Source organism: Peribacillus sp. CSMR9 (genome assembly GCF_033141925.1).
In the GTDB taxonomy this organism is placed as follows: Bacteria; Bacillota; Bacilli; order Bacillales; family DSM-1321; genus Peribacillus; species Peribacillus simplex_A.
On the sequence record NZ_JAOPHO010000001.1, the window covers coordinates 182,262 to 203,593 of the forward strand.

22 protein-coding genes and 1 other annotated feature are annotated in these 21,332 nt (G+C 41.2%); all 22 genes read left to right on the plus strand.

Annotated elements, in window-relative coordinates; all coding sequences use genetic code 11:
• The first annotated feature begins 342 nt into the window (after nt 1-342).
• The 22 genes from murB to N9I19_RS01040 all read left to right on the plus strand — a co-directional run bounded on the left by murB (nt 343) and on the right by N9I19_RS01040 (nt 21,182).
• Nucleotides 343-1,251, plus strand: coding sequence for a UDP-N-acetylmuramate dehydrogenase (murB, locus tag N9I19_RS00935; protein WP_317776741.1), 909 nt, complete (start codon nt 343-345; stop codon nt 1,249-1,251).
• Between the two features lie 137 nt (nt 1,252-1,388).
• On the plus strand, nt 1,389-2,171 hold the full coding sequence (locus N9I19_RS00940; protein WP_061462329.1) for a cell division protein FtsQ/DivIB: 783 nt from the start codon (nt 1,389-1,391) through the stop codon (nt 2,169-2,171).
• Nucleotides 2,158-2,850 (plus strand): DUF881 domain-containing protein, encoded by a 693-nt coding sequence (locus N9I19_RS00945; protein ID WP_081108753.1) that lies wholly within the window; start codon nt 2,158-2,160, stop codon nt 2,848-2,850. The genes N9I19_RS00940 and N9I19_RS00945 overlap by 14 nt, the downstream gene beginning before the upstream one ends.
• A gap of 42 nt (nt 2,851-2,892) precedes the next feature.
• Nucleotides 2,893-3,603: a DUF881 domain-containing protein gene (locus tag N9I19_RS00950; protein WP_061462331.1), complete on the plus strand. Its 711-nt coding sequence runs from the start codon at nt 2,893-2,895 to the stop codon at nt 3,601-3,603.
• Entirely contained in the window at nt 3,603-3,968 is a 366-nt protein-coding gene (locus N9I19_RS00955; RefSeq protein WP_076366662.1) for a small basic family protein, read from the plus strand. Before N9I19_RS00950 ends, N9I19_RS00955 begins: the two co-directional genes overlap by 1 nt.
• A gap of 260 nt (nt 3,969-4,228) precedes the next feature.
• A complete protein-coding gene (gene ftsA, locus N9I19_RS00960) occupies nt 4,229-5,527 on the plus strand; it encodes a cell division protein FtsA (RefSeq protein ID WP_061462333.1) in 1,299 nt (432 codons plus the stop codon).
• 44 nt (nt 5,528-5,571) lie between these two features.
• Nucleotides 5,572-6,729 carry a cell division protein FtsZ gene (ftsZ, locus tag N9I19_RS00965; protein WP_061462334.1) on the plus strand — a complete coding sequence of 386 codons (1,158 nt, stop codon included), beginning with the start codon at nt 5,572-5,574 and terminating at the stop codon, nt 6,727-6,729.
• 520 nt (nt 6,730-7,249) lie between these two features.
• On the plus strand, nt 7,250-8,176 hold the full coding sequence (spoIIGA, locus tag N9I19_RS00970; RefSeq protein WP_317776742.1) for a sigma-E processing peptidase SpoIIGA: 927 nt from the start codon (nt 7,250-7,252) through the stop codon (nt 8,174-8,176).
• A gap of 59 nt (nt 8,177-8,235) precedes the next feature.
• On the plus strand, nt 8,236-8,955 hold the full coding sequence (sigE, locus tag N9I19_RS00975) for an RNA polymerase sporulation sigma factor SigE (RefSeq protein WP_053345247.1): 720 nt from the start codon (nt 8,236-8,238) through the stop codon (nt 8,953-8,955).
• Between the two features lie 150 nt (nt 8,956-9,105).
• Nucleotides 9,106-9,885, plus strand: a complete 780-nt coding sequence (gene sigG, locus N9I19_RS00980) for an RNA polymerase sporulation sigma factor SigG (protein ID WP_061462336.1) — start codon at nt 9,106-9,108, stop codon at nt 9,883-9,885.
• 231 nt (nt 9,886-10,116) lie between these two features.
• Nucleotides 10,117-10,386, plus strand: a complete 270-nt coding sequence (locus N9I19_RS00985; RefSeq protein ID WP_061462337.1) for a YlmC/YmxH family sporulation protein — start codon at nt 10,117-10,119, stop codon at nt 10,384-10,386.
• A gap of 55 nt (nt 10,387-10,441) precedes the next feature.
• Entirely contained in the window at nt 10,442-11,269 is an 828-nt protein-coding gene (pgeF, locus tag N9I19_RS00990; protein WP_317776743.1) for a peptidoglycan editing factor PgeF, read from the plus strand.
• A gap of 2 nt (nt 11,270-11,271) precedes the next feature.
• Nucleotides 11,272-11,943, plus strand: coding sequence for a YggS family pyridoxal phosphate-dependent enzyme (locus N9I19_RS00995; RefSeq protein ID WP_061462339.1), 672 nt, complete (start codon nt 11,272-11,274; stop codon nt 11,941-11,943).
• A 21-nt stretch (nt 11,944-11,964) separates the two neighbouring features.
• Nucleotides 11,965-12,429 (plus strand): cell division protein SepF, encoded by a 465-nt coding sequence (locus N9I19_RS01000; protein ID WP_061462340.1) that lies wholly within the window; start codon nt 11,965-11,967, stop codon nt 12,427-12,429.
• Between the two features lie 6 nt (nt 12,430-12,435).
• Nucleotides 12,436-12,702, plus strand: coding sequence for a YggT family protein (locus tag N9I19_RS01005; RefSeq protein ID WP_034313862.1), 267 nt, complete (start codon nt 12,436-12,438; stop codon nt 12,700-12,702).
• Between the two features lie 135 nt (nt 12,703-12,837).
• Complete coding sequence (locus N9I19_RS01010; RefSeq protein WP_317776744.1) at nt 12,838-13,611, plus strand: YlmH family RNA-binding protein; 774 nt, start codon at nt 12,838-12,840, stop codon at nt 13,609-13,611.
• Between the two features lie 85 nt (nt 13,612-13,696).
• The gene (locus tag N9I19_RS01015; RefSeq protein ID WP_061462342.1) at nt 13,697-14,212 is read left to right on the plus strand and encodes a DivIVA domain-containing protein; all 516 of its coding nucleotides are present in this window, start codon (nt 13,697-13,699) and stop codon (nt 14,210-14,212) included.
• A 63-nt stretch (nt 14,213-14,275) separates the two neighbouring features.
• Nucleotides 14,276-14,518 (plus strand) — a binding site (T-box leader).
• An 87-nt stretch (nt 14,519-14,605) separates the two neighbouring features.
• The gene (gene ileS, locus N9I19_RS01020; RefSeq protein WP_317776745.1) at nt 14,606-17,374 is read left to right on the plus strand and encodes an isoleucine--tRNA ligase; all 2,769 of its coding nucleotides are present in this window, start codon (nt 14,606-14,608) and stop codon (nt 17,372-17,374) included.
• Between the two features lie 222 nt (nt 17,375-17,596).
• Complete coding sequence (gene lspA, locus N9I19_RS01025) at nt 17,597-18,067, plus strand: signal peptidase II (RefSeq protein ID WP_125161793.1); 471 nt, start codon at nt 17,597-17,599, stop codon at nt 18,065-18,067.
• Complete coding sequence (locus tag N9I19_RS01030; protein WP_061462345.1) at nt 18,060-18,977, plus strand: RluA family pseudouridine synthase; 918 nt, start codon at nt 18,060-18,062, stop codon at nt 18,975-18,977. Before lspA ends, N9I19_RS01030 begins: the two co-directional genes overlap by 8 nt.
• Before the next feature lie 193 nt (nt 18,978-19,170).
• Nucleotides 19,171-19,716 (plus strand): bifunctional pyr operon transcriptional regulator/uracil phosphoribosyltransferase PyrR, encoded by a 546-nt coding sequence (gene pyrR, locus N9I19_RS01035; RefSeq protein WP_061462346.1) that lies wholly within the window; start codon nt 19,171-19,173, stop codon nt 19,714-19,716.
• 176 nt (nt 19,717-19,892) lie between these two features.
• Nucleotides 19,893-21,182, plus strand: a complete 1,290-nt coding sequence (locus N9I19_RS01040) for a solute carrier family 23 protein (protein ID WP_317776746.1) — start codon at nt 19,893-19,895, stop codon at nt 21,180-21,182.
• Nucleotides 21,183-21,332 lie beyond the last annotated feature (150 nt).

A 21,332-nucleotide genomic window follows, 5' to 3' on the forward strand; every position in this document is an offset into this window, starting at 1 on the left:
GTTGGCAAAGGGAAGCCCTGTTAAACGCAGGGTTTTCCTTTTTTTATTCTTACGATGAAAACCCTTGCAGGAAACTGATTTTGGAGGATATCTTGCCGGAAATTAGAAATAAATGAAATGCCGCTTAAATATTACCATGTATGAATGTGGGGGAATCCATAATAAATATTGGCAATACTGCTTTGTTTAGACTATAGTATAAGAGGGTTAGGCCGTACTGGGGCTTGCTTCTGCTCATTTTTCTGTTTAAAAGGTATTATCAATCTTGTAAAATAAATGACCTCATGTAAGAGGAAATGAAAATCATAACTTGGAATTTTTGGAACAACAAGGAGGTTTATCATGGATAAAGTGATAAAGCAATTAACTGAAATGAAAATCGGCAAAGTTCTTGAACGAGAACCGCTTGCGAATCATACAACTATGAAAATTGGGGGGCCGGCTGATTTATTCATCGTGCCATCATCCATTGAAAATATAGAAAAAACGATGCAGGTCATCAAAGAACATGGGATACCATGGAGGGCGATTGGCAGGGGCTCGAACTTACTTGTAAGTGATGGCGGAATTGAAGGTGCCGTACTTAAATTGGATAAAGGACTTGATCATTTCGAGTTGAATGGCTGCGATATTAAAGCGGGAGCTGGGGTGTCACTTGTCAGCCTTTCCGTTCAAATCAGTAAAAAAGGATATGCAGGATTGGAATTTGCCAGTGGGATCCCTGGTTCGGTCGGCGGAGCTGTCTATATGAACGCTGGTGCGCACGGTTCCGATATGAGTGTAATCCTCAAGAAGGCGCATGTTCTTTTTGAAGATGGAACCCTAGCTTGGCTTTCGAAGGAAGAAATGGAGTTTTCATATCGAACCTCTCTACTTCAAAAGAAACGACCTGGAATCGTACTGGAGGCCATTTTTCAATTGACAGAGGGTAATAAAACCGAAATCGTTGAAAGAATGCAGAATAACAAGAATTATCGAAAAGAAACCCAGCCGTATAATCTGCCATGTGCCGGTAGCATATTCAGGAATCCACTTCCACATCATGCAGGTAAATTGGTGGAGAATGCCGGCCTGAAGGGACACTCGATTGGTGGAGCGCAGATTTCACCGATGCACGGAAACTTTATCGTTAACACAGGTACTGGAAGTGCTGCGGATGTTCAAGCCTTGATACAGCATGTGAAGGATACTGTGTATGATAAATTTGAAATTGAAATGGAAACAGAAGTGGAAATAATCGGCCGGAAATAACAGAGGATTTATTCTTTATATCCAAATATTGTGTTATAATGTGATGCCTTTTAAAGTTTATTAAAAACAAATTTTAAGTTTGTCTTGAACCGTACTGTGTCATAAACCATCCATTTTTTCAGGAAGAGGTGAATGGGATGGAAAAGGGAAAAATCGTTTCCATTGAGGACCGCATCCCGAAATTAAAACAATTAAGAAAAAGCAAAGCAAACAGGCGACTTGTTCTTTTGCTTTCCCTTTTCTTCATTCTGGTTGCTTGTGTGCTGTATTTCTTATCCCCGTTGAGCTACGTGAAATCCGTGCAGGTAGAGGGGAATCGTTATTTTACTTCAAAGCAGATCATTAAATTGAGTAAGGTGAAGAAGGATCAAAGCATCTGGAAGGTTGATACAGGGACCGCCGCCGCTAATATCAAAAAAAATAAGGAAATAAAAAGCGTTCAGGTAACACCTGTATTTCCTAATTCCATTAAAATCACGGTTTCGGAACATAATAGGATGGCATATCTGTCCAATAATGGTAAGTTTGCTCCAATTTTGGAAAACGGTTCGGTTTTGGAGGAATTAGCAACAGGCGAAATTCCAGTATTTGCCCCGGTTTTAATTGGTTTCAAAGAGGGTAAAGCATTAAAGTTGCTTTTAGAAGAGCTGGACAAGCTTCCTGTCGAGATTCAGAATGCCATATCTGAAATTCATTATGCTCCAACCAAAACCGATGACTACCATATCGTCATGTTTATGAACGATGGGTTTGAAGTAAGTGCGACAAGCCGGACTTTATACGAGAAAATGATCCACTACCCATCGATTGTCAGCCAGTTGGATCCAAAGGTAAAGGGAGTCATTGATCTGGAAGTGGGTTCTTATTTTAAAGCATATGAAGACGCTGAACAAAAGGAAGGCACCAATGAGGAAAATTAATGGCAAACGGGTGGTCTTACCCCTAGTTTGCGTTGTTCTCGGATTTATGATTGCCTTCTCTTACAATCTGACCAAAGATGGTAAAGGAGTAGTGAAGGATAAAGCCTGGGATCAGGAATATGAGCTAAGGCAGCAACTGATCGAACAAGAGAAACAGAACAGGGATCTTCAGAATGAACTCCTTCAAAAGCAAGAAAATGTATCCAAAATTGAAAAAGACCTAGCGCAGGAAAAGCAGTTATTTTTCAATTTGGCCAAGGATACGGAAAAATACCGGATGTTTCTTGGAAAAGTGAAAGTGAAAGGCACAGGCCTTCAGGTGACTCTTGAAGATGGTACAGATATGGACTCAGAGGCCAATGTTAATAACTACCTGGTTCATGAACAGCATGTCTTCAAGGTCGTCAATGAACTATACATATCAGGTGCAGAGGCTGTTGCGATTAACGGTCAAAGGTTAAATCATGATTCTTACATAGTATGTAATGGGCCTGTGATCACAATTGATGGCCATCAGCATCCAGCTCCATTTATCATTTCTGCGATTGGGGACCCTGATGTCCTGGGTGCTTCACTGGACTTACCCGGTGGCATAAAGGAACAGCTGGTTAATGAGAATATTATCTTTACAGTGGAAAAGCAAAAGAATATCATTTTTGATCCAATTATTGGAGGGTGATTAGATCGCCGGATTCGATGAAAGATTGGTGAGAAACTGGAAATGAAAAAAAAGCTTTCTTTTAGTTTGGTTACGTTGATTGCTGGCTTCATGCTCGCAATTCAATTCAATTTGGTGAATCACCCTGTCGTTTCCGATACAAGGGATATGTGGGAGCTGAAAAATGATTTATTGAAAGAACAGCAGACCCAGGCGGAATTAATAGAGGGTATCAGTAAGCTTGAGGGGAAAATTGCATCCTATGAAACAAAGAAAAATGAGAGTAAAGAGGAAGTATTACGTGACACCCTGACCGAATTAAAGACTGATGCAGGTTTGACCGAAATAAAAGGTAAAGGGGTAATCGTGTCTATACAGCCCATAAAAGAAGAAATCCTTCTTGGTAAGAGGATCGAGTATATTTCACCTGTATTGATCATTCGGCTCATAAATGAAATGTATAGGTTTGGCGCTGACGAAATTTCCATTTCAGGACAAAGGTATATTTCAACATCGGTTATTCGTGATATAAATGGGCAGCCGAAAATAGACGGATACCCTCTAGTTGATTACCCGGTCGAAATAAAGGCAATTACCGTTAATCCAACGAAATTGAAGCAGCGTATTGAAGGATCTGAACTTATGGATGATTTCTTTATAGATAATTTTGAAGTGCTGATTAAGGCACCTTCAGGTGAGTTGACATTGCCGGCCTACCAAAATGCTATTAATGTGGAACATATGGAACCCATTATGGATGGGGGGGAATCGTAATGTGGTTGCCAGTTTTTGGACTCTTGATTGGAATCACCCTTGGTTTTTTGGTGGATTTCGATATCCCCCATGAATATTCAAATTATCTCTCCATTGCCGTGCTTGCTGCTTTTGATACCTTATTTGGAGGCATAAGGGCTCATCTGCAAAACCTTTATGATGAAGTTGTATTTGTAACAGGATTCTTCTTTAATATTATTTTGGCCGCAGGTTTGGCTTTTCTAGGTGTACATCTTGGTGTAGACTTGTATTTAGCCGCAATCTTTGTGTTCGGCGTAAGGCTCTTTCAAAATATCGCCCTGATTAGAAGGATACTAATTGAAAAATGGTCCATTTCCCGGAAAAAGCAGAAAAAAAATCTATAATTTTAAAGGGAATTAAGTTGTAAATGACGAATAGTTTATGGCAGTATCTAGTTTAGAAATGATATCAGTTATGTTGAGAAGCGAACAATAAGCACTTGAAAACAGAAGAATCTACGAGTTTGTTTGGGAAATGATAAATGAACCGCATAATGAATTAGCGAGTTGTTGTAATCAGTTCTGTTATTTTATAATGAATAAGTCTTTAGATATAAAAATGTTATTCTACTAATACATGTAAAACCTGAAGGAGGTGCCATGGAATGAACAGCAACGAAATATACGTAAGTCTTGACATCGGTACATCCAGTGTAAAAGTTATCATTGGGGAAATGGTCAATGACACATTAAATATAATCGGCGTTGGAAATGTTAAATCAGAAGGGCTCAAAAAGGGTTCAATCGTCGGTATAGATGAAACCGTCCAATCCATTCAAAAGGCTGTCGAACAAGCAGAACGGATGATTGGGATGGAGATAACAAAGGTAATCGTAGGTATAAGTGGAAATCACGTGACGCTTCAGCCTTGTCATGGGGTAGTAGCGGTATCCAGTGACAATAAAGAAATTACTGAGCATGACGTTTTCCGTGTCAGGGAAGCGGCGGAGTTAATCACGATACCGTCCGACAGGGAAATTATCGACGTGGTGCCGATTCATTACAAAGTTGATGAACTTGATGAAATCAGTGATCCAAGGGGCATGATAGGTGTTCGGTTGGAAATGAGAGGGATTTTAATCACAGGTCTTCGGACAATTTTACATAATACGCTGCGTTGTGTGGAAAGGGCAGGGTTAGAAATAACCGATATCGCTCTTCAGCCCTTAGCCGCAGGTTCCCTTGTTTTATCCAAGGATGAAAAAGAACTTGGTGTGGCACTTGTCGATATTGGGGGAGGTTCCACGACTCTTGCAATTTTCGAACAAGGCTATTTACAATATACGTCTGTGATACCGATAGGCGGGGAAACACTTACGAAGGATCTTTCAATCGTTCTAAGGACAACGATGGAAGAAGCTGAGAAAATAAAAGTAAAGCATGGACATGCCTTTTATGATGACGCGTCTGAAGATGAAGTATTCCAAATACCGATCATCGGCAGCGACCAGCAGCAGCCCTGCAACCAGTTAATGCTTTCGGATATCATTGAAGCGCGTGTGACCGAAATATTCGAGTTGATTCAAGATGACTTGAGAAGACTTGGCTTCCAGGATATTCCGGGTGGTTTTGTGTTGACCGGGGGCGTAGTTAAGATGCCGGGAGTCCTGGAGCTTGCTCAATATGTGTTCCAAAACCGCGTCAGGACAGCTGAACCGAACTACATCGGTGTTAGGGAACCACATTATACGACAGCTGTTGGTCTGATTAAACACGCATGCAAGAAAGAGAGAATGCAAAAAAACACCGCTAATAAAACTCCTGTAGCAGCTGGACAAGCACAAGAAGATAATGACCAGCGCAGCCAAAAGGTTTCTCAGAAAAGCAAAGAGAACACGGCTAAAAATCAAGGTGAAAAAGGTGAATCTAAATTCAAAAAAATCCTGGGTTACTTTTTTGAATAACAATCATTAAGAATCGGGAATTTCGTCAAAATAGGAGGATTGTCATGTTGGAGTTTGATTCTAATTTAGAACAATTAGCAACGATAAAAGTAATAGGTGTTGGCGGCGGCGGAAACAATGCGGTAAACAGAATGATCGAGCATGGTGTACAGGGTGTCGAGTTTATTTCTGTCAATACAGACGCACAGGCACTTAATCTATCAAAAGCAGAAATTAAAATGCAAATCGGTGGAAAGCTTACACGCGGTTTAGGTGCAGGCGCCAATCCGGAGGTAGGAAAAAAAGCTGCAGAAGAAAGCAAAGAGCAGATTGAAGAAGCGCTTAAAGGTGCCGATATGGTATTCGTAACTGCTGGAATGGGCGGCGGTACTGGAACGGGAGCGGCTCCTGTCATCGCTGGCATTGCTAAAGATTTAGGGGCTCTTACAGTGGGTGTTGTTACTCGTCCATTTACTTTCGAAGGCCGAAAACGTGCAACACAGGCTCAAGGCGGCATTTCATCCATGAAGGAATCGGTTGACACACTAATCGTCATTCCGAACGACCGTCTTCTTGAAATCGTCGATAAAAGCACGCCAATGCTTGAAGCGTTCCGTGAAGCCGATAATGTTCTACGTCAAGGGGTACAAGGGATTTCAGATTTAATTGCAGTTCCAGGTCTTATTAACTTGGACTTTGCCGATGTTAAGACCATCATGTCCAACAAAGGTTCCGCTCTTATGGGAATCGGGATTTCCTCCGGGGAAAACCGTGCAGCAGAGGCGGCAAAAAAAGCCATCTCCAGTCCGCTGCTTGAAACATCGATTGATGGTGCCCAAGGCGTACTGATGAATATAACAGGTGGAACGAACCTAAGTCTTTTTGAAGTCCAGGAAGCGGCCGATATCGTGGCTACTGCATCCGATCAAGACGTAAACATGATTTTTGGTTCGGTTATCAATGAAAACCTTAAAGATGAAATCGTCGTTACAGTGATTGCCACAGGCTTTAACGAGGTTGAAGCTTCAATAAGGCCTACTGGACGTCCCACACTCGGACAACAGCAGCAATCAAGACCTCAGGCACAACAAACGCCACAGTCAAACGTGAAGCGTGAAGTGAAGAGAGAAGAAGTCAATGAACAGCCTGCACGTAATGCTAATCAAGGTGAAGAGGCTTTGGACATTCCAACCTTCCTCCGTAACCGTAATAGACGTCGTTAATATAGACGTCATATGCCGTTCCCATTTGGGGACGGTTTTTTGCCGTTTAAAAGATGCATGCCTAAAAAAAGCACTCGATTCCAAGGACTTTGGAATAATGGGACTTTTCTCGAGCGGTGTCACTCGATTCCAAGGCTAGCTGAAATCTTAATAATAGCATCCTTGATTGATGTCTAAATGTCCCTATGCGGTGGAAGACCTGTTTCCGCTGCATGATGGAGTATCTGGGGTAAGTACCCTCTTTTCGTTAAGCTTTCGTTCACTTTTCATACGTAAATGAAAAAAGAAAAGAGCATCGAGAAATTATTAAACTTTTAAAACATAAATCGACAGAAGTAAAAGGGAGCAGGATAGACTCTAAGACAGTATTGAAAATATCAATAGCTGTTTTTCTACAAAAAGGGTAAAAATGACTGAAAAACTCTTAAGTTTTCAGTACAAAAAGTGACACACTTTCTTAGGGCAGGTACGCTATACTTTTTGCTAGTGGAAGGTTAGCTCATAAAAGGAGGGTAGGTATTTGACCTTATATTTAGATGTGATCTGGTTATTGAATTGGTTATTTGATTGCCTCCTTTTATATTGGACCGCCATCATCCTCAAACGAAGGGTAGCTCTTTGGCGGGTATGCATCGGCGGGCTGATAGGCTCCCTCATTATCGTATTGGCATTCACTCCTTTTTATGCAATTGCCGACCGAGTGTACATGAAGATTTTAGTATCCCTGGTCATGGTGCTGGCAACCTTTGGGTTTAATAGGTTAAAACTTTTTATGAAATCGGTGGCCACCTTATATTTTGTGACGTTTTTAGCGGGAGGAATCCTTCTTGGACTTCACTACCTATTTGAATTTCAAATCGTTTCCAAGGACCCTGGCCAATATGCAGGAATCAATCGTTTTGGTGACCCTGTCAGCTGGATATTTGTAATGATTGGCTTCCCGCTCGCTTGGCAATTTTCCAAGAGGACACTTGAAGGGATGGAGATGACAAAGCTTTCGCATGAACAAATGGTTTCGGTCTCGGTTAAAATTTCTGACTTTGAAGGTACGTTTTATGGATTGGTGGATAGCGGCAATCAATTATATGATCCGATTACACGTTCCCCAGTCATGATCATTTCACTTTCAGGCGGGGAAGCGGGAATTCCAGACGATATGCTAGAGCTCTTTAAAAACCCTGATAACCTGATTAGCCAGGAAGTACAGCCCGAGTATTCATGGACTGGTAGAATGCGTGTCATCCCTTTTAAAGTCGTTGGTCATGAACACCAGCTGTTAACCGCAATTAAACCGGATTACATTAAAATCTTAAAGGGAGAAAAAGAATATCATGTTAAGCAGGGTCTCGTATCGTTTACCTTTCAGCAACTCTCTCCCGACAATAGCTATCAATCTATCGTTCATCCGAAAATGTTAACCGGGATACCGGTGCAAAATGCCTCCTGAACTTTTTGATTCACTCTAAATTTAGACCCATAATCCGTTTATTAGAAGGGAGAATTATTTTGAAGAAATTCATTCTTCGGCTCACTTATTTTTGGTACAAACTATTGTTCAAGCTCGGATTGAAAACGGACGAAATATTTTATATAGGAGGGAGTGAGGCACTGCCACCGCCCCTTTCAAAGGAAGAAGAGGCAATACTGATCAATAAATTACCCAAGGGCGATGAAGCTGCACGATCGATCTTAATTGAACGGAATTTAAGGCTGGTTGTTTATATTGCCAGGAAATTTGAAAATACGGGCATCAATATTGAAGATTTAATTAGCATTGGTACCATAGGTTTGATCAAAGCTGTGAATACATTCAATCCTGAAAAGAAAATTAAACTCGCTACATATGCTTCGAGATGCATCGAGAATGAAATATTAATGTATTTACGTAGAAATAATAAAATCCGTTCTGAAGTTTCTTTTGATGAACCCCTGAATATTGATTGGGATGGAAATGAACTTCTGTTATCCGATGTTCTTGGAACTGACGATGACATTATCACGAAAGACCTCGAGGCAAACGTTGACCGCAAGCTGTTGACGAAAGCACTTACGCAGTTATCCGAGCGTGAAAAACAGATAATGGAACTCCGGTTTGGACTTGCAGGTGGAGAGGAAAAAACCCAAAAGGATGTTGCCGATATGCTGGGGATTTCCCAATCTTACATTTCACGTTTGGAAAAAAGGATTATTAAGAGGCTTCGGAAAGAATTTAATAAAATGGTGTAAAAAAATAAAGTGGATAAATGCCAATTAAATCAATACTTTGGCAGCCATAATGAAAAATAATGGTGATTTTCAGTTCTAGCCATGTGCATATTTTTTCCTCCCGCGGAAATACTGTTTTTTGTACAGCGCTCCTGTGAGGAGGGAATAATTTTGTCTCGTAATAAGGTTGAAATCTGCGGTGTGGATACATCAAAATTACCGGTTTTAAAGAATGAAGAAATGAGAAAACTCTTCAAAGAACTGCAAAATGGCGATATTTCAGCAAGAGAGAAACTGGTAAACGGGAATCTTCGACTCGTTCTAAGCGTCATTCAACGCTTCAACAATCGGGGAGAGTATGTAGATGATCTATTTCAGGTAGGCTGTATAGGGTTGATGAAGTCGATAGATAACTTTGACCTAGGTCAAAATGTTAAGTTTTCAACGTATGCTGTACCGATGATTATTGGAGAAATCAGAAGATATCTTCGTGACAATAATCCTATTCGGGTATCCCGTTCTTTGAGAGACATCGCTTACAAAGCTTTACAGGTAAAAGAAAAGCTCATAAGCCAGACCCTTCGTGAGCCGACAGCTGAAGAAATCGCCAAGGTGTTGGAAGTACCTCATGAAGAAATTGTTTTTGCACTAGATGCTATACAAGATCCAGTTTCCCTTTTTGAACCGATTTATAATGATGGCGGGGATCCGATTTATGTACTCGACCAACTGAGTGATGAAAAAAATAAAGATAGTACCTGGATTGATGAGATAGCTATAAATGAAGGAATGAGACGGTTGAATGACCGGGAAAAAATGATCCTTCGCAAACGTTTCTTCCAAGGGAAGACGCAAATGGAGGTAGCCGAGGAAATTGGCATTTCACAAGCGCAGGTATCCCGATTGGAAAAAGCGGCAATCAAGCAAATGAATAAAAATATCCAACAGTAGAAGCTGAACATGAGAAAAAGTTAGCTGAAGCGGGTAGGGCAAATGCCGATTACCCGCTTATCAGCAACTTTTCCATAGCGGCTTTTTTATTTTGTGAAAAACCCCTTTCAGAAGGTAAGTCATGAAATGAATGGACGTTTATTTATCGTATTCTTCATCCTTGAGTGAATCATGTCATATACATAGGAATAGGACCAACATCTATGATGAAATTTTGAGGAGCTGAGTGATGTGACCAGGATTTCCGAATTTCAAATTAAGGATATCGTCAATATAGCGGATGGAAAGAAACTAGGTAATATGTCAGATCTTGAAATCAATACGTCCACGGGGAAAATAGAGGCCATCATCGTTTCAAATGGAACAAGGCTAATGGGCTTCTTCGGCAGGGAACAGGATATAGTAATCCCATGGCGCAAAATAAAAAAAATAGGTGCGGATGTCATTCTTGTTGAACATCAGACAGTATTTCAAGCTGAGCTGAAAGATGAACGGTTTTAAAGGTACATGGCGCAAATATATGATACACTAGACTAAAAAATAAAGAGGTTAAAGGATGAAAGAGCCATTTGTTTTAATAAAAGACCAATATATGCTCATTGACAGCTGGAGACAACAAAATCTCCAGCTCGTAGCGGGCTTCACCACAAAGAATGGGGGAGTCAGTACAGGGGATTTCCAAACATTGAATACCGGTTTTCATGTCAAGGATAAGCTTGAAGATGTCCAGGGAAACCGCAGGATTTTAGCCGATAAGCTGTTGTTTCCGTTTAATGAATGGGTAGGGGCCGAGCAGACGCATGAAACGAAAATCCATCATGTTACCGAACGCGATGGCGGGAGGGGTTCAATGGATTATGATTCAGCCTTTAAGGCAACTGACGGATTCTATACGAAAGATCAAAATGTTTTATTGACTCTTTGCTATGCGGACTGTGTGCCTTTATACTTTCTTGCTCCGGCACATGGTTTGATTGGGGTGGCACATGCCGGCTGGAAGGGTACCGTTAATGGAATTGCACGAAAAATGGTTGAGGCATGGCTAAATGAGGGTATAAAGGCAACGGAGATATTTGCTGTTATTGGGCCGTCGATTTGTTCTAAGTGCTATGTAGTTGATGCTAAAGTCATCGATTTAGTGCAGAATTTGCTGGTAGATAATGACGAAAAGCCCTATAATTTAATCAGTGAAGGACAATATCGATTGGATCTTAAGCAACTTAATGCATTGATTCTTCAAAAATCAGGAATTCCAAAAAGTCAGATCGACGTTTCATCATACTGTACAAGCTGTGATCATGAATTGTTTTTTTCACATCGCCGCGATAACGGAAAGACAGGTAGATTGATGAGTTTTATCGGTTGGAAGGAGGATTTAGGGTAACAGTGAAAGTAGTGGACAATTTAAAAAACATCGAAGAAAAAATAAATATAGCATGTGAAAATAGTGGCAGGGACCGTGAAGGTATAAAGTTAATCGCAGTGACAAAATATGTTTCGGTCGAGAGAGCAAAGGAAGCATTGGAAGCGGGAATAAGCGATTTGGGTGAAAACCGTGACGAAGGGCTATTGAATAAATATGAAGTGCTGAAGGACAAGCCCAACTGGCATTATATTGGCTCCATGCAAACACGCAAAGTAAAAAATGTCATCGATAAAATTGCGTATATCCATTCATTGGATCGCATTTCTTTGGCAGAAGAAATTCAAAAACGCGCAAATGAGCCGATAAACTGTTTAGTGCAGGTGAACGTTTCAGGTGAAGAATCAAAACATGGCTTGAATCCTGAAGCTACAATGGATTTCATAAAAGGGTTATCTCATTTTGATAAGGTGAATGTTGCAGGATTGATGACGATGGCTCCATTGACTGATGATCAACAGGTTTTGCGGGAGTGCTTCCGGAAACTAAAGGGCATCCAGGCGGAAATACAAAATGCCGGTTTGAAGCATGCTCCCTGCACTGAATTGTCCATGGGGATGTCCAATGATTTCATGATTGCCATTGAGGAAGGCGCTACAATGATTAGGATTGGTACTGCACTTGTAGGCGAATAATTTTAAGGAGGTACGCTATAGATGTCGTTCGTATCAAAATTTAAATCTTATTTCGCGCTGGATGATGAGTATGAGTACAAGGATGAAGAGTTGGAAGAAGAGGAGGCTGAACCTAAAGCCGTGAAGTCAGCTAAACAACAGCAGCCCGCTTCTGCAGGGAATAATACCAATCAGAATATCGTAAGTTTGCAAAGCGTACAGAAATCTTCTAAAGTAGTATTATTGGAGCCTCGAGCTTATGCAGAAGCCCAGGAGGTAGCTGACCATTTAAAAAATAGACGTGCAGTAGTTGTAAACCTTCAACGAATCCAGCATGATCAAGGAAAGCGAATCATCGATTTTCTAAGTGGGACTGTCTATGCAATCAGCGGGGACATCCAAAAAATCGGAACAGATATATTCTTATGTACCCCGGACAACGTCGATGTTTCCGGTAATATTACCGGCTTCGCCGCCGATGAGGAGTACGAAGAAGCGAGGTGGTAATGGTTAATGGGTTTAGTGCTTCAAGGTTTATATTATTTAATTGAAATTTATTCAATGGCATTAATCGTTTACATATTGATGTCATGGTTCCCCAACGCAAGGGAGACATCGATTGGTCAATTCCTGGAAAAGATTTGCGAACCGTATTTAGAACCGTTCAGAAAGTTCATACCGCCACTTGGCATGATTGATCTTTCACCGCTTGTGGCCCTGCTGGTGCTTAACTTTGCCAGCGGTTATGGAATCTATTACCTACAGACTTTAATAGGATGATCAACAACAATTAACCTGACATGCATATTACTACACAGTCGGAAAATTTCCGCTGTGTAGTAGCAACGAAGAACAATTTAATCAATTCCTTATGATCGACCATTAATTTGATAACTAAGGAGCATTTATTCAATCATGAGTATTTATCAGCATTTCAGGCCGGAGGAAAAAGATTTTATTGATCAGGCAATGAATTGGATCGATCAGGTCAAGAATTCCTACGCTCCGAAACTATCTGATTTTCTTGATCCGCGCCAGCAGGAAATCCTTACTTCCTTATTAGGGAATGATCCGGATGCGAAACTGCAATTTAATGGCGGGAGCAATTTCGTAGAGCGAAAGCGTGTGCTCATTTACCCTGATTATTACTCTCCTGAACCATCGGATTTCAATATCTCCTTATACGATATCTCCTATCCAAAAAAGTTTGTTACGCTTGAACATAGGCAAATACTTGGAACCTTGATGTCACTAGGGGTAAAACGTGAAAAATTTGGTGATATAATAGTGACGGAGGAGCATATTCAATTTATCGCTGCCGGAGAGATGGATTTATACCTCACAGGAAACCTGGAGAAAATAGGTAGCGCTTCCGTTTCGATCAAAAGGCTTCCAATCGAGAATATCATCCAAGTTAATGAAAAATGGGAAGAGCAAGTCACCACAGTCAGTTCCCTTAGGCTTGACAGTGTGCTATCGTCCGTCCTGAATATGTCCCGTCAAAAAACCCAGGCCTTGATAACATCAGGAAAAGTAAAGGTTAATTTCAAGCAAACGGAAAACGTCTCGGAAGAATGCCGTGAGGGTGATACACTTTCAATCAGAGGTTTTGGCAGATGTAAAATAGCTTCAATTGATGGGAAAACCAAGAAGGATAAGTGGAGAATCTCGTTAGGCAGACAAAAATAATTCAATATCAAGCAGGATTCATACATTTATTGTCGAATATAGAGTTTTAACATACTAGAGTAGAAACCGTTCTGGAGGTGCCGTAATGCCCTTAACCCCGATAGATATACATAACAAGGAATTTAACAAAGTATTTCGAGGGTATGATGAAGATGAAGTAAATGAATTTCTCGATCAGGTCATTAAGGATTATGAATTGATTTTGAGAGAGAAGAAAGAACTTGAGGATAAGCTGAACGAGACTTATGATCGTTTGGGACATTTTACGACAATCGAGGGTACACTTAATAAGTCGATTATTGTCGCACAAGAGGCAGCCGAAGAATTAAGGCGCAATGCCCAAAAAGAAGCGAAACTGATCATAAAGGAAGCAGAGAAAAATGCGGACCGGATCGTCAATGAGTCACTTGTGAAAGCAAGGAAAATAGCGATGGATATCGAAGATTTGAAAAAGCAATCCAAAGTATTCCGGACACGTTTTAAAATGCTTGTCGGAGCGCAGCTGGATTTGCTGGACAATGACGATTGGGACCATCTGCTGGATTATGAAGTAGATGCGACTGAAATAGAATTAAATGAGAAAGTGGAAGAGGAAATTTAAACGATTCCTTGACTTTGAACACTTTTTTCGCATATAATTTTTTAACAATACTATTCATTATGACATTAGACGATGACAGGGAAAGTAAATTCTTCACACACTTATTTTTAGCGAACCGGGGATGGTGAAAGCCCGGAATAAGCGAAGATATTGAAGATCACCCTTGAGTTCTGAGTTGAACCTGCTTTTGCAGAAAGTAAATGAAGCGTTTCATTCACGTTACGAATGCTCGAGAGGTTGGATTCACTTTGTGAATCTTTCTAACCAGGGTGGTACCGCGGGAAGCAAAGCTTTCTCGTCCCTTTTTTAGGGATGAGGGGGCTTTTTATTTTGGCCGGATATCAAGTCATCGGTTCGAATGAATTTTTATAAAGATGGATGGAGGATTTTATAATGGAATACAAAGATACCTTATTGATGCCTAAAACTGAATTTCCAATGCGGGGGAATTTACCGAAACGTGAGCCGGAAATCCAAGAAAAATGGAATGAAATGAACATCTATAAAAAAGTGCAAGAACAAACGGAAGGACGGCCTTTATTCATTTTGCATGATGGACCACCATATGCTAACGGCGATATCCATATGGGCCATGCAATGAATAAGGTTTTAAAGGATTTCATTGTCCGATTTAAATCGATGAGCGGTTTTCAAGCACCGTATGTACCTGGCTGGGATACGCATGGGCTTCCAATCGAAACGGCATTGACAAAAAAAGGCGTGAAACGGAAAGAAATGAGCGTTGCCGAATTCAGAAAGCTTTGTGAAGAATATGCTTATGTTCAGATTAACAATCAACGTGAGCAGTTTAAGAGAATTGGGGTCCGTGGTGATTGGGATAATCCTTATATCACATTAAAGCCTGAATATGAAGCACAGCAAATCAAGGTCTTCGGTGAAATGGCGAAAAAAGGCTATATTTATAAAGGGAAAAAACCTGTTTACTGGTCTCCATCAAGTGAATCGGCCCTTGCTGAAGCTGAAATTGAGTATCAAGACAAACGTTCTGCATCGATCTATGTTGCTTTTGAAGTCACAGATGGCAAAGGTGTAATCGAAGAAGGCGTAAAGATCATCATCTGGACAACAACTCCTTGGACGATCCCGGCTAACCTTGGTATCTCATTGCATCCGCAATTAAATTACGTAGTAGTGGCTGTCGAAAATGAAAAATTCTTAATTGCCGAAGCGCTACTTGAATCGGTTACAGAAACTTTAGGCTGGGATAACCCGTCTATCTTGAAAACAGTAAAAGGGAGCGAGTTGGACCGCGCTGTTGCCAAACATCCTCTTTATGACCGCGAATCTTTAGTGATGTTGGGTGAGCACGTAACAACTGAAGCTGGTACGGGTTGTGTTCATACTGCACCTGGACATGGTGAAGATGACTTTATCATTGGGCAAAAATACGGCTTGGACGTACTTTGTCCTGTAGATGAAAAAGGGGTCATGACGGAAGAGGCAGGAGAATTTGCTGGATTATTTTATGATCAAGCGAATAAACCAATTACTGAAAAATTAACAGAAGCAGGCGCGTTATTGAACTTGACGTTCATTACACACTCTTATCCACATGACTGGCGGACGAAGAAACCAACGATCTTCCGTGCAACGGCACAATGGTTCGCCTCAATCAAAGACTTCCGCAGTGAACTTCTGGAAGCAATTGAAGAAACAAAATGGGTACCCGCTTGGGGTGAAACGCGCCTATTCAATATGGTCCGTGACCGCGGGGATTGGTGTATTTCCCGTCAACGTGCATGGGGCGTGCCAATTCCAGTCATTTATGCAGAAAATGGCGAGCCGATCATTACGGATGAAACCATCAACCATATTTCAAACCTTTTCCGCGAACACGGTTCAAACATCTGGTTTGAGCGTGAAGCGAAAGATCTTCTGCCTGAAGGCTATACACATGAAGGCAGCCCGAATGGTACCTTTACAAAAGAAACGGATATCATGGATGTATGGTTTGACTCCGGTTCTTCTCATCAGGCGGTACTTGAAGAAAGAGACGACCTGCAGCGGCCTGCTGATCTTTATTTAGAAGGTTCCGATCAATACCGCGGCTGGTTTAACTCATCACTTTCAACAAGTGTTGCGGTCACAGGCAAAGCTCCATATAAAGGCGTGCTGAGCCACGGGTTCGCATTGGATGGCGAAGGTCGTAAAATGAGTAAGTCGATTGGGAACGTCGTCCTGCCATCTAAGGTCATGAACCAACTTGGTGCGGATATTTTACGCCTTTGGGTTGCTTCGGTGGATTACCAATCGGATGTCAGGGTTTCCGATCCTATTTTAAAACAAGTTTCTGAAGTGTACCGGAAAATCCGTAATACATTCCGCTTCTTGTTAGGGAACTTGGATGGATTCAATCCAGAAACCGATAAAGTGGCAGTCCAAGAATTACCTGAAGTCGACCGTTACATGCTAGTTAAATTGAATAAGCTGATCACACAATCGAAGCTAAGTTATGAAAATTATGAGTTTGCCACAATTTATAATATGGTCAATAATTTCTGCACACAGGATTTAAGTTCGTTCTACCTTGATTATGCGAAAGACATTCTTTATTGTGAAGCACCAAATGGAAAAGAGCGTTTGGCCATTCAAACGGTTCTTTACGAATCATTGGTCAGCTTAACGAAATTGGTGTCACCAATCCTCTCTCATACAGCTGATGAAGTATGGGCTTTCATTCCGGGAGTGACGGAAGAAAGTGTACAGTTGACATTGATGCCTAAGGAAATTTCCATCGATGATGCTGAAATCATTGAAGAAAAATGGACGGCGTTCATGAATGTCCGTGATAATGTACTGAAAGCATTAGAAGAAGCCCGGAACCAAAAAGTCATCGGAAAATCACTGAACGCAAAAGTGATGGTATATGTTAATGAAGAAACGAAGAATTTGCTCGATAGCATTAAGGAAAGCTTTGAACAGTTATTCATCGTTTCCGAATTTGAAATCGCTGGCAATGTTGCAAATGCCCCGGCAGAAGCGGTTAAACTTGAGGATATAGCGATCCTTGTTACAAAAGCAGAAGGTGAAACGTGTGAACGTTGCTGGAATGTTTCGAAAGAAGTAGGTCAAGTGGAAGAACATCCAACACTTTGCCCACGTTGTGCAACAGTCGTGAAGAAGCATTATGTGAATCAATAATTCCAAAAGGAAGGCCGGTCCCTTATGAAGGGACCGGCTTTTTTGTGGGAAAGAGAACAGAAAGGGCTGTAAGCATCCTACATTAGGGAATGTTGACTTTTTCTTCATTATCCAATATTATCCGTACTATAAAAAACAGACTTCTGTTTTTCGTATTAGTTATTATTTCTAGTTTATGCTACAATTCAAAAGTGAAGATTTGATTAGTTTGGGGGAAAAAGTGTGTTTTATTATTTAATAGCCCTTTTGGTCATAGCTTTCGATCAGCTGACAAAATGGATGATTGTGCAAAAAATGGAGTACGGAGAAAGCATTGAAATTATTGAAAACCTTCTATATATCACCTCGCATCGTAATCGTGGGGCAGCATGGGGAATTCTACAAGGTCAAATGTGGTTTTTCTACATCATCACCATCGCTGTCATTATTGGACTTGTCTATTATATTCAGAAGATGGCGAAGGAAAGCCGTTTGCTTGGAGTTGCACTTGCTCTCATGCTAGGCGGTGCGATTGGTAATTTCATCGATCGTGTTGCTCGTCAGGAAGTAGTGGATTTCGTTCATACCTATATTTTCAGCTACAGTTTCCCGGTATTTAATGTTGCTGATGCTTCGCTTTCAATTGGTGTCGGATTGCTCGTGATTCATATGTTTTTAGAAGAAAAAAACGCTAAGGAGAAAGATAATGGATAAAAGGTTATACAGCATCGATGAAACACTAAAAGGAGTTAGGATTGATAAGGCTCTTTCCACTTTGAATGAGGAATGGTCACGTACTCAGGTCCAGCAATGGATTAAAGATGACCATGTTTTAGTAAATGGCTCGGCTATAAAGACGAATTACAAAGCTATTCCTGGCGATACAATCGAAGTGACGATTCCTGAACTTGAGGAATTGGATGCAGTAGCAGAGGAAATGAATTTGGATATCTATTATGAAGATGCTGATGTACTCGTGGTTAATAAACCGAGCGGTATGGTCGTCCACCCAGCACCTGGACATGTATCAGGCACGCTTGTAAATGGCTTGATGGCTCACTGCAACGATCTTTCTGGAATCAACGGTGTGATGCGACCTGGAATCGTCCATCGAATCGACAAAGATACATCAGGTCTATTGATGGTTGCAAAAAATGATATGGCACATGAAAAACTTGTGCAGCAGCTTGTTGACAAAACGGTTACCCGTAAGTATCAAGCTGTAGTTCATGGAGTGATTCCTCATGACTTCGGAACAATTGATGCACCGATCGGCCGGGATAAAAAGGATCGCCAAAGCATGACTGTCACAGATTCAAATTCCAAAAATGCTGTTACACATTTCCGGGTCATTGAACGTTTCAATGACTTCACTTTGGTGGAATGCCAGCTTGAAACAGGCAGGACGCATCAAATCCGTGTTCACATGAAATACATTGGGTTCCCACTTGCCGGAGATCCGAAATATGGTCCGAAAAAGACCCTGAAATTAGATGGACAAGCATTGCACGCCGGTCTTCTGGGATTCATTCATCCACGTACAAATGAGTATATGGAGTTCGAAGCTCCGATTCCGGAAGAGTTTGAAAATCTAATTAATCAATTGCGTAGAAGTAAGGATTGACAAATACGTTTTTCTGATATATTATAATAACAACTTAATAAGAACCTTTAACACAGTTCAGAGAGACTGAGAAGGAAACGGATGCGCAAATTGGGATAATTCTACCCATGGCGATAAAATCCTCATGCCTTCTTGGCATGAGGATTTTTTATTGAAGAAAACCAATCAGAAATAGGGAATCGGGGTGGCCGACATGTTGAATGAGAAAGCCATAGTACTTGATGAACAGGCCATTAGCAGAGCCTTGACGAGAATTGCCCATGAAATTATTGAAAAAAATAAGGGTATTGAAAATTGCGTCTTAATCGGGATCCGAACACGCGGGATTTTCCTCGCCGACCGGCTTGCAAAGCGCATCAATCAAATAGAAGGTAAGGAAATAGAGCTGGGTGAACTGGATATTACACTTTATCGCGATGACCTCTCGAAAAAGTCCAATGATGGGGAACCCGTAGTAAAAGGTTCAGACATTCCGGTCAATATCAGCAACAAGAAAGTGATTTTAGTGGATGATGTTCTTTTTACCGGCAGAACCGTTAGAGCGGCAATGGATGCTCTGGTGGATTTGGGAAGACCTTCGCAAATCCAGCTCGCGGTATTAGTTGACAGGGGACATAGGGAACTGCCGATACGTGCGGATTTCGTCGGAAAAAACGTTCCGACTTCCCAATCTGAAAAAATTACAGTTACTTTAACAGAAGTAGATGAAATAGATCAAGTCACTATATTAGAAAAATAAACAACATGAAAATTTCATAACCCTTTTAAAGACAGTCCAGAGAGGCTGGCAAAGGGAGTCAATCGGGAGAGTTGTGTCTATGTATAGGCATTCCGCCTTCTGAGAAACCCTCTTTGTATAAACTGCAAAGAGGGTTTTTGCAGTCTTGATGCAATTTTCATGAGGGGGATTCGGAAATGGAAGAAACAAAAAGGGACATCGTACTGGATGTCGAGGACGTGCCAAAGGCTGGCCAGTGGATTACGTTAAGCATCCAGCATTTGTTCGCCATGTTCGGAGCAACGGTACTGGTGCCATTCTTGGTTGGGTTAAGCCCGGCGGTAGCACTGGTTTCAAGCGGATTAGGAACACTTTCATACTTAATGATTACCAAAGGTCAGATTCCTGCATATCTCGGTTCATCTTTTGCCTTCATTACGCCAATCATCGCGGCAAAGGCTTTAGGAGGACCGGAAGCGGCCATGATCGGCTGTTTTGCAGCAGGGTTCATATATGGGATAGTAGCTTTGATTATCCAAAAAGTAGGATTGCGCTGGCTAATGAATTTGCTTCCTCCGGTTGTGGTTGGCCCAGTTATCATTGTAATCGGGTTAAGCCTCGCTGGAACGGCCGTGGACATGGCGATGTATGATCCGCAAAAAAATTACAGTGTCACTTATATTATAATAGCGCTAATAACTTTAGCGGTAACCATCATCTGCAACGTGTTCTTTAAGGGATTCATTAACTTGATTCCTATATTAATGGGAATAATAGTTGGCTACAGCTGTTCAGCAGTTGCGGGAATTATAGATTATGAACCAATTAAATCTGCACAATGGTGGGAAATGCCGAAATTCATGTTTCCTTATATAACCTATACACCGACCTTCTCATGGGAAGTCATTGCGATCATGGTCCCTGTGGCCGTCGTCACTTTATCAGAGCATATCGGGCACCAGATGGTACTGAGCAAAGTAGTCGGAAGAAATTTTTTGGAAAAGCCCGGTTTGCATCGCTCGATTTTAGGAGATGGGGCAGGAATCATGATTGGTTCCTTAATCGGTGGGCCACCGCTCACATCATACGGTGAAAATATTGGGGTCCTGACCATGACAAAGGCATTTAGTGTTTATATCATCGGGGGGGCAGCGTTAACTGCAATCATCTTTGGCTTTAACGGTAAGATTTCAGCAGTCATCAGCTCGATACCTACAGCAGTGATGGGCGGCATTTCCATCTTACTCTTCGGAATCATCGCATCAAGTGGCTTAAGGATGCTGATTGATAATAAGGTTGATTTTGACAAGAAAAGAAACCTGATGATAGCTTCAGTCATACTGGTGTTAGGAATCGGAGGCGCGTTTGTACAACTATCGAAAACAGTATCGCTTTCCGGCATGGCACTTTCAGCCATCGTCGGGATTCTTCTTAACTTGATTCTTCCGGACCGGGAAAAAATATCCGGAGACATCTTTGAAAAATAAGTGAAACTGCATCAAAACAATAGATCACCTTTTAAAAGAAGTCCAGAGAGGCTTAAAAGGGTGTTGCTATAAAGATGAATGAGAACGGGATAAAATGATGAACCATTCCTCGTACTCACAATTCTTTATGACCTACACCCTATCCTTAAT